This window comes from Pseudomonas agronomica, assembly GCF_025917275.1.
GTDB classification, from domain to species: Bacteria; Pseudomonadota; Gammaproteobacteria; order Pseudomonadales; family Pseudomonadaceae; genus Aquipseudomonas; species Aquipseudomonas agronomica.
The window spans coordinates 1-2,497 of record NZ_JAOSHO010000632.1 but is presented as its reverse complement, the minus strand read 5'-3'; the positions used below and the strand labels follow the sequence as shown (position 1 = coordinate 2,497).

General features: G+C 60.9%; 3 protein-coding genes. All 3 read left to right on the top strand.

The window, feature by feature from the left end; all coding sequences use genetic code 11:
- The coding region (locus OC610_RS25490; protein ID WP_269808094.1) for an NAD(P)-dependent oxidoreductase at positions 1 to 412 on the top strand (412 nt) is incomplete at its 5' end.
- Between the two features lie 209 nt (positions 413 to 621).
- Positions 622 to 1,479: a GNAT family N-acetyltransferase gene (locus OC610_RS25485; protein ID WP_264431790.1), complete on the top strand. Its 858-nt coding sequence runs from the start codon at positions 622 to 624 to the stop codon at positions 1,477 to 1,479.
- A 42-nt stretch (positions 1,480 to 1,521) separates the two neighbouring features.
- Complete coding sequence (locus OC610_RS25480; RefSeq protein ID WP_264431789.1) at positions 1,522 to 2,229, top strand: cupin domain-containing protein; 708 nt, start codon at positions 1,522 to 1,524, stop codon at positions 2,227 to 2,229.
- The last annotated feature ends 268 nt before the right edge of the window (positions 2,230 to 2,497 follow it).

Below are 2,497 nucleotides of genomic sequence, written 5' to 3'. Positions count from 1 at the left end.
CTGCTTTGCCGGTGCCGAACAGCTTCCGGATTTCCTCGGCCAATGCGACATCCTGCTATGCGTCTTGCCATTGACCGAGCAGACCAGAGGGATTCTCGACCGTCAGTTGTTCCAGCATCTGCCCAAGGGGGCCGCCCTGGTCAACATGGGCCGGGGCGGACACATGGTGGAAGCGGACCTGCTTGAAGCGCTTGCCAGCGGCCAGCTCAGTGCGGCGGTGCTCGATGTTTTGCAACAGGAGCCAGCGGCGCCGGATCACCCCTTCTGGGCGCATCCGCAAATCTGGCTGACGCCACATATCGCGGCGATGACCCAACCTGAAAGTGCCTTTGGCGTGTTGCTGGACAATATCCGTCGGCATCAACGCAATGAATCGATGCTCGGCGAGGTTGATCGCAAGCGCTGTTATTGATCTGGGTTGGCCTTTTTTCGACGCAAGATTGCTGGAATTTATTGCTGTGCTTGCTGCGGATTTGAGCAAGAACTGCGGCCATGGACGACGCCACTCATGCAATCTGCCGAATCACTGCCGGCCCCTTGCCAGGCCAATTGGCAGGTGAGATACACACACTTTCAGCGGCGAAATCCCACCGGTTTCGGCCCTGTCCACGGAGCTAAGTCATGCCTAACTCGCAACGCCCCGCGTATACCTTTCGCCCCATGACCGGCGCCGACCTGGAATCGGCCCACGCCTTGTCCGTGCAATTGAAATGGCCCCACCGCCTGGAGGACTGGGCCATGCTGCAACGCGTCTCGCAGGGTTTCGTCGCGCAGGACGACGGCCGCCTGATCGGTACCGCGTTCACCTGTGCGCAAGGTGACTACGCCACGATCGGCCTGGTGATCGTCAGTGACCAATACCAGGGCCAGGGCATCGGCCGCCGACTCATGGAACTGGCAATCGAGGCATGCGGATCGAAAATCCCGATGCTCAACGCGACGCTGGCCGGTGCCCCCCTTTATGCCAGCCAGGGCTTCGTTGACTTTGGGCATATCCAACAACATCAGGGCCAGGTACGAGTTCCTACCGCCCCTGCCCTACCGGCGGACGAGCGCTGCCGCGAATTGACCAACGCCGATCGAAGCCAGCAGATCGAACTGGCCAACGCGGGCAGCGGCCTGGACAGGCACACCGTGCTCAATGATCTGTTCGACAGTACCGAGCACGCCGTCGGTATCGAGCGCGATGGCCAGCTCCGCGCCTTCGCCCTCCTGCGCGCTTTCGGTCGTGGTCGTTATATCGGCCCGGTCGTCGCGGAAAATCCACAACAGGCCAAGCATTTGATCGCGGTGCTGTTGGCCCGGGCACCGGACGCTTTCCTGCGCATGGACATCCCCTCCGACTGCGGGCTGGGGCCCTGGCTTGAAGAAGCCGGACTGAAGCACGTCGACACCGTCGCGCAAATGGCCCGCGGTACCCCGCCGCAGGCCATTGGCGGCGTACAACAGTTTGCCCTGGTGACCCAGGCCATCGGCTGACCGCTTTCTTTCATCGGTAATAACCCTCGGAGACACCGCATCATGCTAGAGCCCACCGCCGTGCTGCTGGCACATGCCGACGGCCGCCCGGCCTCAACCGCGTTCACGTCCGGTTCATTGGGCGCCAACGACCCTTTCGACCGGCACATTGCCTATGTCGCGGCGGATGACATCGCTGCTGGTATGGTCCGGGCGAGCGGCGAATTCAGCGTCGATGAATATCCCTACAGCGAAACGATCGTGGTTCACGCCGGCCATGTCACCCTGCGGAGCCGGGAACAGACGCTCCGGCTCAATCCGGGAGACAGCGCCGTGATTGCCCGTGGCACGTCGATCCGGATCGAGGCACAACCGGATTCTCTCTGGGCTTTTTGCGCCGATATCCAGCCTGTCGAAGTGGGCAATATCGGGCTGACGTTCCTTGCGCCACACACCTTGCTCTCGCCTTCGACGCCACCGAGTGAAGAGATACTGCTGAGCCCGACACCGCAATGTCGCTCGAACAATCTGTTTGTCGAGGAATCGACGAACCTGCGTATCGGCATCTGGGACTCGACGCCCTACACCCGCCGGGCGAGGCCGCATGCACTGCATGAATTGATGCATTTGATCGAGGGCAACATCGTTCTTCAACTGGCGGATGGCACGGGGTTGGCGGTGGGGACTGGGGATACGGTGTTTGTGCCCCGGGGGGCTCCTTGCGCCTGGAAGAGCGGGGTTTATGTGCGCAAGGTTTATGTCTGCAAGTAGCGTTTTGCGCCCTGTGCCCTGGGTGCGAGCCTGCTTGCGGAGGCGGAGTGCCAGTCGATGAAGATGCTTGATGTACCGGCCTCTTCGCGAGCAAGCTCGCTCCCACATTGGATCGTCAGCAGCCACAAAATTCATGTCTACCACAGCCCTCTGTGGGAGCGAGCTTGCTCGCGATAGCGGTGGTTCAGCCAAATAAATCCTGGCTGATGCCCCGCTCTTGCTCTTGCTCTTGCTTTGGATCTTGATCTTGATCTTGATCTTGATCTCA